This window comes from Aliiroseovarius sp. M344 (assembly GCF_025140835.1).
GTDB lineage: Bacteria > Pseudomonadota > Alphaproteobacteria > Rhodobacterales > Rhodobacteraceae > Aliiroseovarius.
Genome location: NZ_CP081153.1, coordinates 2,312,413 through 2,324,338, shown reverse-complemented (window position 1 = coordinate 2,324,338; position 11,926 = coordinate 2,312,413). Strand labels below are relative to the sequence as shown.

Genomic DNA, 11,926 nt, shown 5'->3' with positions numbered 1-11,926 from the left:
ATGTCATGCTCGCAAGCAGCGCCTAACGGCTGTCAGGCAAGACCGGGTTTAGCGCATTAAAGTTAATGCGAGGTTCACAACCCGTCGAATTCACACAAGACATGGACGTCCATGCCCATGTCCTCGATCAGCTTGCGGCCACCAAGTTCCGGCAGATCAACGATGAAGGCGCAGCCGACAATGTCGCCGCCCAACCGCTCGATCAACTTGATGCCGGCTTCGGCGGTGCCGCCAGTGGCCAGCAGGTCATCGACCAGCAAGATCTTCTCGCCGGGCTGGATCGCGTCGTCGTGGATTTCCACCACGGCCTCGCCGTATTCCAGCGTATAGGCTTGCGACAGGGTTGCGCCGGGCAGCTTGCCTTTCTTGCGGATCGGCACGAAGCCCAGCGTCAACTGGTGGGCGATCGCGCCACCCAGAATGAACCCGCGCGCCTCTAGCCCGATCACTTTGTCGATCTTCATCCCCGCGTATGGATGCAGCATCTGGTCCACCGCCATACGAAAGCCGCGCGGGTCGGCGAAAAGCGTAGTGACATCGCGAAACAAGATACCTTCATGCGGGAAGTCGACGATGGTGCGGATATAGTCTTTGACGGTCTTGCCCTTGTTCATGGGAACGCCTTTCGAGAAACAGTCGATTTTTTTGTGGCGCAATCCGGTCAGTGACGCAAGTGGCGGATGGTCACAGAACGCGCCTCGCGACGGCGTCGAGCTTGGCCAGAAGCGTGGGATCGCGCTTGTCAGGTGCCGTCATGATCGCCATGTCGAGCGCGCGGTCACAGCCATGTGGGCAAGCGGCGCGCTCTTCTCCAAGCAGGGCGGGCAGTCCAGCCACCATCCGACGGGCCTTGTCGCCATTTCCGGTCAGGGTTGCAATCACCTGCGCCACGTCGACTTGGTCGTGGTCCGGGTGCCAGCAATCGAAATCGGTGACCATCGCGACCGAGGCATAGCAAAGCTCCGCTTCCCGGGCGAGTTTGGCTTCTGGCATGTTGGTCATGCCAATCACATCCGCGCCCCACTGATCGCGATACAACCGGCTTTCGGCAAGGGTCGAAAACTGCGGACCCTCCATGGCCAGATAGGTGCCGCCCTCGTGCACCGTGACACCCGCCTCGCGCGCTGAGGTCGCACAGGCTTCTGACAGGCGCGGGCAGGTTGGATGGGCAAAGCCGACATGTGCCACGCAGCCCGAACCAAAGAAGCTTTTCGGGCGGGCGAATGTACGGTCAATGAATTGATCCACAATGACAAAATCGCCTGGTGCCGTATTTTCGCGGAACGATCCACAGGCCGACACGCTGATCACGTCGGTCACCCCCAACCGCTTGAGCGCGTCAATATTTGCGCGATAGGGAATATCGGATGGGGCATGAATATGACCGCGCCCGTGGCGTGGAAGAAAGACCATCTTCACCCCGTCCAGCTGGCCCGTCAGCACCTGATCGGATGGAAGGCCCCATGGGCTTTCGACGGTGCGCCATACTGCGTCTTCCAGCCCGTCAATGTCGTAGACGCCTGAACCGCCGATGATACCGATGACCGTGCCCATGCCACTCTCCCTTTTTTCAGATGGTGTGAACCTAACGCGACGTCGCGCCTGTTGCCATGCGGCAATTACAGTGTGGTTTCCCATATGGGGCATTGTTTGCACAGCGGAATGCTAGTAGTGAGCGCGGATCGCGAACAGATTTCCCCGAATGAGGTGACCCGTGGCCCGAGCCCTGCTGGCAAGCTTTGCCAAACGTATTGAACGTCCTGACCTGCGTCTGTCGCAGTCCGAAGCGCTGACGCCCAATCGCATCAAGATCGAAGTGCTTTCTGGGCTGACGGTTGCTCTGGCGCTGGTGCCGGAAGCGGTGGCTTTTGCGTTCGTAGCCGGGGTTCATCCGCTGGTTGGCCTTTACGCAGCTTTTCTGGTCGGCCTGATCACTGCGGTTATTGGTGGGCGGCCCGGTATGATCTCGGGCGCGACCGGCGCGCTGGCAGTTGTCATGGTGGCCTTGGTCGCCCAACACGGGGTCGAATACCTGTTCGCAACAGTCATCCTGATGGGGATTTTGCAGGTGTTTGCAGGTGTTATGCACTGGGGTAAGTTCATCCGGCTGGTGCCGCACCCGGTGATGCTGGGCTTTGTGAACGGCCTCGCGATCGTGATTTTTCTGGCGCAGCTCACGCAATTCAAGAACCCGGATAACACCGAGGAATGGCTGACCGGTCTGCCGCTTTACGCGATGTTGGGCCTTGTGGGCCTGACCATGTTGATCATCTGGGGCATGCCGAAGCTGACCAAGATCATCCCGGCGCCGCTGGCTGGGATCGGCCTTGTGGCGGGGATCGTCATCGCCTTTGGAATCGATGTGCCGACAGTGGGCGATCTGGCGTCGATCAAAGGCGGGCTGCCAAGCTTCCACAATCCCTTTGGGTCCGGCGAAGGCCTTTACCCCCCGGCACTGCTTGCCCCGTTTAACCTTGAAACCCTGTGGATCATTCTGCCCTTCGCGATCATTCTGGCCGCTATTGGCTTGATCGAAAGCCTGCTGACCCTGAACCTTGTGGGTGAAATGACCGGTCATCGTGGCGGCGCATCGCAGGAATGTATCGCGCAGGGCACGGCCAATGTCGTCACCGGCTTCTTTGGCGGCATGGGCGGCTGTGCCATGATCGGCCAGTCGATGATCAATGTGAAATCCGGCGGGCGCACGCGCATTGCTGGCATCGCGGCAGCCGTGTTCTTGCTGCTGTTCATCGTGGTGGCGTCGTCATGGATCGAGAAAATCCCGCTGGCCGCCCTTGTCGGTGTGATGTTCATGGTGGTGATTGGCACATTTGCCTGGAACTCTTTGACCATCCTGCGTCGCGTTCCAAAAACCGACGCCTTCGTCATCCTGCTGGTGACCGCTGTGACCGTCTATGAAGACCTCGCGGTGGCTGTTGTGGTTGGTGTGATCGTGTCGGCTCTGGCTTATGCCTGGAACGCCGCCGCGCGCATCCACGCTGTCACGCGCGAAGAAGATGGCGGCAAGGTTTATGACGTCGAGGGACCGCTCTTCTTCGGGTCAGCCGATGGATTTGTCGAGCTGTTCGACGTCGAGAATGATCCCGATCTGGTGGTGATTGAATTTGCGCGCTCGCGCGTGGTCGATCAATCCGCCCTGCAAGCGATCGAGGCTGTGGCTTTGAAATACGAGGCCGCTGGCAAGCGCATTCAACTGCGTCACCTAAGCCGCGATTGCCACACGCTGCTGAACAAGGCCGGGCACCTGATGGTCGACAGCGACGACGACCCCGATTACGAGGTCGCCGCCGACTATTCCGTGCGCACGGGCATTCTTGGCTCTCACTGATCTGCTGGGGCAAGGGCCTCTAACGCATCCAGACCGCCTGCTTCCAGCGCTTCGCGCGCGCGGGCGATCTGATATGTTGACCAGTCCCACCACGCAAGCCGGTTCATCCGGTCGATGTCCTCAGAAGGCAGGCGCATCCTGACGACCTGCGCGGGATTTCCGGCGACGATTGCATAGTCTGGCACATCCTCGCGCACGACGGCGCCGGCACCAATGATTGCGCCATTGCCGATTGTCACCGCGGGGCAAATGATCGCGCCATAGCCCAGCCACACATCATGCCCGATACGCGTATCGCGGCTGTCGGGTTGGGCCATGACCTCTTTGTCCAATGCAAAGATGCCAAATGGAAAACTGGTCAGCCCATCAAAGGCGTGGTTTGCAGCCGCTGTAATGATGCGGACACCATGGGCGATCTGGCAAAACTTCCCAATGGTCAGTCGCCCGTCGGACATCGGGAAGTGATAGGGGGCCAATCGCGCTGCCCAACCGTCGGTCGGTGGCGGATCGAAATCCGAGGCATAGGTGAAATCGCCCACGTCGATATTGGGCTGATCAATCACGTTGGACAGGAAAACCGTGCCATGATGGAGAGAGCCATCGGGCAGGGTTACGGGATGGACGCGTGTGGCGTCGGGCATGACAAACGGCATGTGACCTCCTTGAAGAAAGAAACGAAGATTCAGGCCGGTTTGTTCATGTCACCCTCCATGGCTGTGTATTGACGATAACAGGCAGGTGATACCCCGTCTATTCACCGGGGCGATTCAGGGCGAATTTGTCTGTCACCACGGCGTAATCGCGATACCCAAGCCGCGCCAAAGGCCGGGCGCGCGTGATGTCGAAAATGCCATCCACCATGCAATCGTCGCGCAGATGAATACCGGTGACCTCGCCAAAGCAGACGAGGTTTTCGTCGCCGGGAAGGCGTGTAATCTGGGTCAGCTTGCATTCCAGTGCAGCGGGCGAAGCAGTAAGGCGCGACGCGGCAATCGTGCTGCATTCAACCCGGTCCAGTCCCGCCAGTGTAATCTCATCTACAGCCCGTCCGTAACTGCCAGAACTGATATTCATTGCATCGGTCAGTTCTTCGCCGACCATATGGACACAAAACACACCGGTTTCGTTGATATTGCCCATCGTATCTTTGCCAAGTTCCCGGTCGTTCTTGCCCGATGTGGTGGCAAACATCACTTGCGGCGGATCATAAGCGACCCCGTTGAAAAACGAGTACGGCGCAAGGTTTTCGGAGCCATCCGCCCCGCGTGTCGATATCCATGCAATAGGGCGCGGGACAATCAGCGCATTGAACGGGTTATGAGGCAACCCGTGCCCGTTTTTCGGCTCATAGAACACCCGCTTCTCCCTTCCTTTTTTACGTCCAGCCGTGATAGCAGCAAAGGACGGCAAAAGACGAGGGGCAGCAGGTGTATCACCTGACAGAAGAAACCGAACAGGACTGGTGGGAGGTCGAAGCACTTTACGACCTTTGTTTTGCGCCGGGACGCGAGGCATTGTCGTCCTACCGGTTGCGTGACGGTGTTCCGCCCGTCGCCAATCTGTCGCTGATTGCCCGCGACGATGCAGGAATTTTGTCAGGCGCGATCCGCTATTGGCCCGTAACGATTGTTGGCAATGGCGCGCAACATGCCGCTTTGCTGCTTGGCCCGGTTGCCGTGCACCCGACCCGTCAGGGTGAAGGGTTGGGTGGCCATTTGATTCGTGAAAGCCTTTTGGTGGCCGAAAAGATGGGCATGACGCGGGTGATGCTGGTCGGGGATGCGCCCTATTATCAGCGCTTTGGGTTTTCCAAGCTGGAGGGCATTTTTATGCCGCCCCCAACAAACCCGGATCGGGTACTTGGCTACAGCCTGAAAAATGGCGCTTGGGCCGGTGTCACAGGGCATGTTGCGCGCGTCACATCCGGACCTGACGATCCCGTTTGACGGCGGTGAAGACGCCAATATGGTTGGTGCAATCTGACTGACCGACCATCTGGTCCAGCCGCGCATACCAACTTTTTCGAGGCCAGGCGTTACGTCGGATCGACGTGACCAAACCTGCCCCAAATAACGCCAATGCCCCCGACATAGAGTAAGATACAAACGCCCACATGGCCCCACTGTCGAGGCTGATGGCAAACGCGGCGGCGACGGTTCCAGTGAGGATTCCGGTGATGATTATATTGATCGGCATAGGCATTCTCCTTATACCGTTCTAGTTTTGTTCCAATTATGTGAATAAAGTGATAACCACCTAAAATTTTCATCAAAGGCTAATGCGTTCCGCTGGTCAGGAAGACTTCCTGCGCGTCAGATATTCCAGCACAGCGGGTCGCACGGATTGCGCACCGGACAGGCGCGCATCATCGATCACGTCGCGAAGATCCAAAAGATTTGTACGTCTTATAAGATGCTTAACCGGCCCAATCGATGCGGGACGCATGGACAGGTGCCGCATGCCCAATGCTGCAAAACACACGGCTTCGATGGGGCGGCCAGCGTCCTCGCCGCAAAAGCTCAGCGGCGTGCGTGCCGCATCGCACCGCGTGACAATTTCCTCGATCAGGTTTAGAAACGACACGTTCAACGTATCATATCGGCGGCGCACCCGTTCGTTCTCGCGGTCGGCTGCGAAGAAAAACTGCTTAAGATCGTTGCCGCCGATCGAGATGAAATCCGCCATTTCATAGAACTGCTGTGGGGCGAACACCATCGACGGTGTCTCCAGCATTGCGCCGATCTCGGTTGTTTTGGGCAGAACGTGACCCATAGTGCGTTCGCGCTCGATCTCGGCCAACACCATCTCGCGCGCATCACGAAATTCATCCAATTGCGCGACAAAGGGAAACATCACGCTGAGGTCCCGACCAGCGGCCGCCCGTATCAACGCCTGCAACTGCATGCGCATGACGCCGGGCTTGTCCAGGCCCACGCGGATCGCGCGCCAGCCAAGGGCAGGGTTGGGTTCGTCCAGCGGGTTCATGTAAGGCAGCACTTTATCTGACCCGATATCCAACGTGCGGAATGTCACGCGTTTGCCTTTGGCAGCGTCCAGCACTCGGGCATAAGTCGCCGCAAGGTCACCGCGACGTGGCACCCGGTCGACGGTCAGAAACTGCAACTCGGTGCGGAACAGGCCAACGCCCTCGGCGCCCGAGTTTTCAAGGGACGGCAAATCGGCCATCAGCCCTGCATTCATATGCAGCTTCACCTCTGTGCCACACAGCCCCATCGCGGGTTTGTCGCGCAGACTGCGATAGCGTTCCTGTTGTGCGGCCTCCATTGCCATCTTGTCACGAAAGGCGCTGACAACGGTTTCTTCGGGGCGCAGATGGACGATGCCGTTTTCACCGTCGACAAGAACATGGTCGCCGTTCAGGGCTTCGGTCGAGATGCGGCCAGCCTGCACAATCAGTGGGATGGCCAGCGCGCGGGCAACAATCGCCGCGTGGCTGGCAATCGAGCCTTCCTCCAGCACGATCCCGCGCAAGCCGCGCCCGTATTCAAGCAATTCGCCCGGCCCGATATTGGTGGCGATCAGGATCGGGTTTTCGGGCATTTCCGCGCCGGTATCCTTGCCCTGACCGGTCAGGATACGCAGAAGTCGGTTGGACAGATCGTCCAGATCATGCAGGCGTTCGCGCAGATAGGCATCCGGCACCTGGCTCATCCGGGCGCGGGCGGCGGATTGTTCTTTCTCGACCGCAGCTTCAGCAGACAGGCCGAGGTCAATATCGGCCTCCATCCGCCGCATCCACCCCTTGGAATTGGCGAACATGCGATAGGCCTCAAGGACCTGCATCTGGTCTTTGTCCTTGGTCATTGAATTGGCCAGTAGCTCGTCCACTGACACGCGCAATGTCTCGACGCCTTCCTTCAGGCGGGCCAGCTCGACTTCGGGGTCGTCGGCCACCGGGTTGGTGACGACAACACGTGGTTCATGCAGCCAGACATGGCCTTCGGCCGCGCCTTCCTGACCGATGCCACCCGTGAACGTGGTCGGGCGTTGGTGCAGGGCGCCCATCGCCTCGCCTTCGCCGACAAACGCGCCAAGTTCGGTCATCTCGGCCAACACCATTGCGACGACTTCAAGCCCATAAAGCTCGTCGGCTGAGAAATCCCGTTCATCCTTGGACTGGATGACAAGGACGCCCAGATTCTCGCCCAGACGCTGGATTGGGACACCCAGAAAGCTGGAATAGATTTCTTCGCCGGTTTCCGGCATATACCGAAACCCGGTTTCCGATGGGGCGTTGCGGGTGTTGATGGGGCGGCCACGGCGCGCGACGCGACCCACAAGGCCTTCGCCGACCCGCAAACGGGTCTGGTGGACAGCGGCAGCATTCAACCCTTGGGTCGCGCAGAGCTCAAGCGTTTCACTGTCCCGAAACAGATAGATCGAGCACACCTCAACCCCGAGGCTTTCTGCAATCAACGATGTGATTCTGTCCAGACGTTCCTGCCCCTGCGAGGCAGAGGCGAGGGTTTCGCGCAGCTTAACCAGAAGCTTGCGACTGTCACTTTGCTGGCTTTCTGCCATTCTCACCGTTCCCTGTTCCTGTGGGCGTTATCGGGACGCCTGCGATTGGGCAACCCGTCGAACCACTTGGACGAACCCTACCGTAATGTGAGAGCAGAGGTTTTTCCAGAAACTCCTTAAAGTCTTTTTGAGTAATATTTGTGAACCCGGCAGTATTGCGCCCAAGTGCCGGGCATTTGGGCAGAATGCCACTTGGGCAGGCGGTGTTTGTGCTGGTCCGGCGTATTCTGCGCAACGCCCGCTGCCTGACCCTGCTTTTGCTGCACGCGTCACCGGCGAAACACTGGATCTGATTCCGAACAATCTTTATCCCAACATTCGCGACCCCAGTGCACTTGCAACGGTTCAGATGTTGGAGGGCAGCAGGATTTAGTTTCGGGGTGGAGATGATATTTGACCGATAGCAAAGATTTTTTGGGCTGCGTGGTAAAAGTCTGTCAAAGCGTACCCTGACCTAGTGAGTAAGCAAAACCATAATTGGGGCTGAAGCAATCACGGTAGAAATAATCTAACCAAAGCTGCACTAGGCAGAGCCTTTAATCTACTTTGACGAGCATTAGAAGTGGTAGGAAATTCGTGCTATAGTGTTGGCCGTAGTTATCCATAAGGGGACTATTGCCATGTATAGAATTACAAAAACTTTTTTTTTACTCGTTTTTGGTGTGTTTGCGGTTCAAACTCAGGCACAAGAACCCTCAACTAACGTGTTCGATGCCGAAGCTTATATCTCTGATCTGAATGCCGTAGCAGAGATTTGGATGCAAGGCGAGTTGACCATTTCCGACGTCTCAGTCATTGCGGAAGTGGGCTGTGGTACCGTTCGCAAAATTTTAGCCGACGACCTTCTGTTAAACACAGCTCTTTGGCTAGAAAGGGTGGGCTATCCCGAAACCGATGTGGTGCAAGAAACTGCGATCGAAGATTTTGTAGCCTTTGAGATTGAGGAATTTAGGAAAGCTGGCGCGACTGAAGCCGCAATCGGTATCGTGGAGCAAGCATTGTTCGAGCGCGCCACAATGCCACTTGAAGCCCCATTTATTGACGAAGATCTTTTGACAGAAAGTGACGTTGAAACGCGCTTTTGCGAAGCACGGATTCTTGGTGGCACGGGTCCAAACGCCCCAGCAGGTGAAGCAGAACTGTTTCTCGCCACTGCAGCGACCGATGTTATCGTGGGCGTAACAACGATCACGATAGACGTGTTGATCAGCACCGGTTCTGGTGGTTTGGCTGCAGGCGTCATGGCGGTCATTTCCGGGGGGGCTGGATGGGATTTGATGAAGAAGGGCTTGGGTGGTTAATGTACACCGATCTCAAAGTTTGGCCTGAACTACGCTGTTAGCAAGGCCATTGTGCTTCGAACTTTCTTTTCTAGTTCCGTCGCACAGAGGTGATTGCTCCTTGTTCCGACCAAACATAACGGCCCCGCCCTTCGGCGAGACCGCTTACATTAGCAACCGTAGGGCCGTAATCCCCTACGCCTTCTCCAGCTCAAACGCGTCATGCAGCGCCTGCACGGCCAGCTCCATGTATTTGCGGTCGATCAGGACCGAGATCTTGATCTCGGAGGTGGTGATAACCTTGATGTTGATGCCTTCTTTTGACAGCACGTCGAACATCTTGGCCGCGATCCCGGTGTGGCTGCGCATACCGATGCCGACGACAGACACTTTGGCCACATCCTTGTCCGCCACGATGTCGTGGAAGTTGATGTCGCCCTTGTCCTTGGCCGCTGTCACTGCTTTTTCAGCCCGCGCCACCTGATCGACGGGGCACGAGAAGGTCATGTCGGTGCGACCTTCTTCCGAGATGTTTTGAACGATCATGTCGACATTCACGCCGGCTTCGGCCAGCGGGGTAAAAATGGCCGAGGCGATGCCGGGGCGGTCAGCCACCGAAATCAGGGTCATTTTGGCTTCGTCGCGTTGATAGGCGACACCGGCAACAACTTTACTTTCCATGATATCCTCCTCGTCGCAGACCAGCGTGCCTGCCTCCGGGTCATATTCCTCAAAGCTCGAGAGCACCCGCAGCTTCACCTTATAGCGCATTGCCAGTTCGACAGAACGGGTTTGCAGAACCTTCGCGCCCAGCGAGGCAAGTTCCAGCATCTCTTCGAAAGCGATGCGATCCAGCTTGCGCGCCTTGTCCGAAATGCGTGGGTCGGTGGTATAGACCCCGTCCACATCGGTATAGATATCGCAGCGTTCAGCATCGAAAGCGGCGGCAAATGCTACGGCCGTCGTATCCGATCCACCACGCCCCAACGTGGTGATGCGTCCGTCTTCGGCAATGCCCTGAAAGCCCGCGACCACGGCGACACGCATGCCTTCGCCAAACTTGGCTTTGATGTTGTCATTCGGGATGTCTTCAATCCGCGCCGCCGAATGCACACCCGAGGTTTTCACCGGTACTTGCCAACCCTGCCAACTGCGGGCCGGCACATCCATTTCCTGCAAGCGCAGCGCCATCAGGCCAGCGGTGACATTCTCACCCGAGCTGACCACCGCGTCATATTCACGGGCGTCAAACAGCGGCGAGGTTTCTTCGACCCAGCCCACCAGCTCGTTCGTGCGCCCCGACATGGCGGATACGATGACGATCACGTCATAGCCATTGGCGACTTCACGCGCGACCCGTTTCGAGGCCCGGTGAATCCGGTCCAGCGTGGCGACCGATGTGCCGCCGAATTTCATCACCAGAATTGGCATCTTGGCCCCAAATCCCGTCCGTTTTCCTGTGTTTGCGCGTGTTTAGGGCGTGATCGGAAAAAGCGCAAGACTGCGCGTGGTTCGGGCTGGGAAAGGTGGCCCAAAGTGTTTCGAATTAAACCTGAGACAGGGTTCATTCGAAACGCCGTTCAACAGTTCAGCATTTCGCGCGTTTCACCAGAAACCGATGCCGCAGGTTATTCTCGAAACGCTTTAGTTTGATTTGCGCGTCGGCGTAAAGGGCAGGGGCATGACCGGCACGCCATCTTCCAGCAATTCCTTGGCGTCGGCCAGTTTTGCTTCACCATAGATGGACCGTTCGGGCGCTTCGCCGAGATACATGGCCCGCGCTTCACTGGCGAAGGACCCGCCCACATATTCGCTTTCCGCTTCCACCGTGGCGCGCAGCTTGGCGATCTCGGCCGCAATCTCAGGGTTGGGGGCGGCAAGTGCAGTCGGCGTTTGCGATTTGGCCGGAACCGATGCTGGAGCGGCAGACCGTGCGGGGCGCACTTTGGGCGCCATCAGGCTTTTTTCAACCGTGGTCGACCCGCAGTTCGGGCAGCTCACATGCCCCGCCGCGCGCAACCCATCATAGGCTGCCGCATTCTGAAACCAGCTTTCAAAAGCGTGGTTCTGGTCGCATTTTAAGGCGTAGCGGATCATCGTATCTTCCGAATTAACCTGACGAACAGTATATGGCGATCCGGGCAAGCGGGTGCAACCCATCCAAAGCAAGACTCGATCATGTCAGGAGGTCAGCTGAGCGTGGAAGGGTCGAAATCGCGAATGATACGGCGCAGTTCAGGTGCCCAAACCAGTTGGGCGGCTTTTTTCTGCGACACCCATTTGCGCCGCCTCTGCCCCTTTTCGGGAAAGGACTTGTGTTGTTTCTTAACCTTTAGCGGGAAGACCGCAACAACGCAGGGCAGCCGCTCGCCCGAATACGCTTTATTATAGGCAAAGAACCCAAGCACATCGTGGCTCAACTTGCCTTCCACACCGGCTTCTTCGAAAGCCTCGGTTGCGGCCGATCCTGCTGGGGTCTGGTCATTCATCGGCCAGCCTTTTGGAATGATCCAACGCCCGGTGCCACGGGTGGTGATCAACAGGATTTCAACTTTGCCATTTTTCACACGATAAGGCAGCGCGCCGAACTGTGTTCGCACGGATCGCTTGTCACTTAGCGAAAGCTTTATAGGCCGTGGCTTGCTTTTCGCGATCGTCAACTTCTTGCCGCCCTTAATACCCATCTCGCCGGTAAAACTGCCCGGTTATTGTTATGTTCACGTAAAGATAGCCCGTTTCATAGAAAAATAAAGAA

Annotated in this window: 12 protein-coding genes; 3 read left to right on the top strand and 9 right to left on the bottom strand. The window is 57.5% G+C overall.

Annotated features, from left to right (window positions below):
• Nucleotides 1–74: 74 nt before the first annotated feature.
• Both K3556_RS11325 and K3556_RS11320 read right to left on the bottom strand, forming a co-directional pair.
• On the bottom strand, nt 75–614 hold the full coding sequence (locus K3556_RS11325) for an adenine phosphoribosyltransferase (protein ID WP_260516891.1): 540 nt from the start codon (nt 612–614) through the stop codon (nt 75–77).
• A 70-nt stretch (nt 615–684) separates the two neighbouring features.
• A complete protein-coding gene (locus tag K3556_RS11320; RefSeq protein WP_260516890.1) occupies nt 685–1,554 on the bottom strand; it encodes an S-methyl-5'-thioadenosine phosphorylase in 870 nt (289 codons plus the stop codon).
• A gap of 160 nt (nt 1,555–1,714) precedes the next feature.
• On the opposite strand from K3556_RS11320, the gene K3556_RS11315 reads away from it, so the two are divergent.
• On the top strand, nt 1,715–3,349 hold the full coding sequence (locus K3556_RS11315) for a SulP family inorganic anion transporter (RefSeq protein WP_260516889.1): 1,635 nt from the start codon (nt 1,715–1,717) through the stop codon (nt 3,347–3,349).
• Here K3556_RS11315 and K3556_RS11310 read toward each other — a convergent pair.
• A complete protein-coding gene (locus K3556_RS11310) occupies nt 3,343–4,002 on the bottom strand; it encodes a CatB-related O-acetyltransferase (protein WP_260516888.1) in 660 nt (219 codons plus the stop codon). The genes K3556_RS11315 and K3556_RS11310 overlap by 7 nt on opposite strands.
• 97 nt (nt 4,003–4,099) lie before the next feature.
• Entirely contained in the window at nt 4,100–4,705 is a 606-nt protein-coding gene (locus K3556_RS11305; protein WP_260516887.1) for a flavin reductase family protein, read from the bottom strand.
• A 71-nt stretch (nt 4,706–4,776) separates the two neighbouring features.
• Between K3556_RS11305 and K3556_RS11300 the strand changes: the two genes are divergently transcribed.
• Complete coding sequence (locus K3556_RS11300) at nt 4,777–5,295, top strand: GNAT family N-acetyltransferase (protein WP_260516886.1); 519 nt, start codon at nt 4,777–4,779, stop codon at nt 5,293–5,295.
• On the opposite strand, the gene K3556_RS11295 is transcribed toward K3556_RS11300, so the two are convergent.
• Together K3556_RS11295 and ptsP are read right to left on the bottom strand one after the other, a co-directional pair.
• Nucleotides 5,267–5,545 carry a hypothetical protein gene (locus tag K3556_RS11295; protein ID WP_260516885.1) on the bottom strand — a complete coding sequence of 93 codons (279 nt, stop codon included), beginning with the start codon at nt 5,543–5,545 and terminating at the stop codon, nt 5,267–5,269. The two genes, K3556_RS11300 and K3556_RS11295, sit on opposite strands and share 29 nt — an antisense overlap.
• A 96-nt stretch (nt 5,546–5,641) precedes the next feature.
• On the bottom strand, nt 5,642–7,891 hold the full coding sequence (gene ptsP / locus K3556_RS11290) for a phosphoenolpyruvate--protein phosphotransferase (RefSeq protein WP_260516884.1): 2,250 nt from the start codon (nt 7,889–7,891) through the stop codon (nt 5,642–5,644).
• Nucleotides 7,892–8,511: 620 nt separating this feature from the next.
• Here ptsP and K3556_RS11285 point away from each other — a divergent pair.
• A complete protein-coding gene (locus K3556_RS11285) occupies nt 8,512–9,192 on the top strand; it encodes a hypothetical protein (RefSeq protein ID WP_260516883.1) in 681 nt (226 codons plus the stop codon).
• 174 nt (nt 9,193–9,366) lie between these two features.
• On the opposite strand, the gene K3556_RS11280 is transcribed toward K3556_RS11285, so the two are convergent.
• The 3 genes from K3556_RS11280 to K3556_RS11270 form a co-directional block, all read right to left on the bottom strand.
• Nucleotides 9,367–10,602: an aspartate kinase gene (locus K3556_RS11280; protein ID WP_260516882.1), complete on the bottom strand. Its 1,236-nt coding sequence runs from the start codon at nt 10,600–10,602 to the stop codon at nt 9,367–9,369.
• A gap of 213 nt (nt 10,603–10,815) precedes the next feature.
• On the bottom strand, nt 10,816–11,268 hold the full coding sequence (locus K3556_RS11275) for a DUF1178 family protein (RefSeq protein WP_260516881.1): 453 nt from the start codon (nt 11,266–11,268) through the stop codon (nt 10,816–10,818).
• A gap of 92 nt (nt 11,269–11,360) precedes the next feature.
• Nucleotides 11,361–11,771 carry an NUDIX hydrolase gene (locus K3556_RS11270; protein ID WP_260516880.1) on the bottom strand — a complete coding sequence of 137 codons (411 nt, stop codon included), beginning with the start codon at nt 11,769–11,771 and terminating at the stop codon, nt 11,361–11,363.
• Between the last annotated feature and the right edge of the window lie 155 nt (nt 11,772–11,926).

Excerpts from the sequence above, each read along its gene's own strand:
- K3556_RS11325 (WP_260516891.1), bottom strand. The coding sequence starts at position 614 with ATGAACAAGGGCAAGACCGTCAAAGACTATATCCGCACCATCGTCGAC.
- K3556_RS11320 (WP_260516890.1), bottom strand. The coding sequence starts at position 1,554 with ATGGGCACGGTCATCGGTATCATCGGCGGTTCAGGCGTCTACGACATT.
- K3556_RS11310 (WP_260516888.1), bottom strand. The coding sequence starts at position 4,002 with ATGCCGTTTGTCATGCCCGACGCCACACGCGTCCATCCCGTAACCCTG.
- K3556_RS11295 (WP_260516885.1), bottom strand. The coding sequence starts at position 5,545 with ATGCCGATCAATATAATCATCACCGGAATCCTCACTGGAACCGTCGCC.
- ptsP (WP_260516884.1), bottom strand. The coding sequence starts at position 7,891 with ATGGCAGAAAGCCAGCAAAGTGACAGTCGCAAGCTTCTGGTTAAGCTG.
- K3556_RS11285 (WP_260516883.1), top strand. The coding sequence starts at position 8,512 with ATGTATAGAATTACAAAAACTTTTTTTTTACTCGTTTTTGGTGTGTTT.
- K3556_RS11280 (WP_260516882.1), bottom strand. The coding sequence starts at position 10,602 with ATGCCAATTCTGGTGATGAAATTCGGCGGCACATCGGTCGCCACGCTG.
- K3556_RS11275 (WP_260516881.1), bottom strand. The coding sequence starts at position 11,268 with ATGATCCGCTACGCCTTAAAATGCGACCAGAACCACGCTTTTGAAAGC.